1 protein-coding gene is annotated in these 1,314 nt (G+C 68.2%); it reads left to right on the forward strand.

The features are described from left to right. The first annotated feature begins 31 nt into the window (after positions 1-31). On the forward strand, positions 32-1,264 hold the full coding sequence (locus tag ACFC02_RS42680; RefSeq protein WP_376368448.1) for an IS701 family transposase: 1,233 nt from the start codon (positions 32-34) through the stop codon (positions 1,262-1,264). The last annotated feature ends 50 nt before the right edge of the window (positions 1,265-1,314 follow it).

Genomic DNA, 1,314 nt, shown 5'->3' on the forward strand with positions numbered 1-1,314 from the left:
TTGTCCGGGTTCGGGGAAGCCTCAGGCCGTGATCACCGAACAGGCCGAAACCTGGGACCGCGACCTGGAAAACCTCTTCACCTCCATCGGGCACCACTTCGGCCGCGTCGAACCGCGCCGCCGGATGCGGGACTACGTGCGCGCACTACTCGCCCCGGTCGCCCGCAAGAACAGCTGGCAGCTCGCCGAACACGCCGGCCACTCCACCCCCGACGGACTGCAGCACCTGCTCTCCCGCGCCCGCTGGAACCCCGACGACATCCGCGATGACCTGCAGTCCTACGTCGCCGAACACCTTGGCCGCCCCGACGGGGTACTGATCATCGACGACACCGGCTTCCTGAAGAAGGGCACCACCTCCGCCGGAGTCCAAAGGCAGTACTCCGGCACCGCCGGCCGCACCGAAAACTGCCAGATCGGCGTCTTCGCCGCATACGCCAGCACGGCCGGACGCGCCCTGGTGGACCGGGAGCTCTACCTGCCCAGGTCCTGGACGGACGACCGTGACCGCTGCCGCGCCGCCAAGATCCCCGACCAGCGGGAGTTCGCCACCAAGAACACGCTCGCCGGGGCGATCGTCCGCAGGACGCTGGCCTCACCGCTGCCGGTCACCTGGGTCACGGCCGATGCCGCTTATGGCCAGGACAACTGCTTCCGCCGGATGCTGGAAACATCCGGTGTCGGCTACGTGCTCGCCGTCCCCAAGTCCCAGTTCTCCCTGGCCGGACCACGCCTCGATGCCGTCTTCGAGCAGGACCCCGACCAGGCGTGGGAGCGCCGTTCCTGCGGCGTGGGCGCGAAGGGACAGCGCGAGTACGACTGGGCGGCCGTGCAATTGCGCCCGGTGGCCGAGTACGACCACCAGGACGGCGTGTTGATCCGGCGGCGGTGGGCGCTGGCACGGCGCAGCCTGAGCAGGCCGGACGAGATCGCCTACTACCTCGGCTATGCACCCCTGGATGTGGACGTGGACGAGCTGGTGCGCGTCGCCGGCGCCCGGTGGGCGATCGAGGAGTGTTTTCAAGCGGCGAAGAACGAGTGCGGCCTGGATGAGTACGAGGTCCGCCGATACGTCGGCTGGTACCGGCACATCACCCTGGCCATGCTCGCTCACGCCTTCCTCGCAGCAATGACCGCGCAAGCAGCCGAAAAGGGGGGTCCACCTGTGTGGATGCTGAGGTCATCGAGCTCACAGTGGCTGAAGTGCGGCGGCTCCTGGCAGCTTATGCACCTCGACAACACCGCGTCCGCACTCACGCGTTGAACTGGTCACATTGGCGCCGGCGACGCCAAGCAGTGGCCCGCCACTGCCAC

The organism is Streptomyces sp. NPDC056160 (genome assembly GCF_042268205.1).
Lineage (GTDB): Bacteria > Actinomycetota > Actinomycetes > Streptomycetales > Streptomycetaceae > Streptomyces.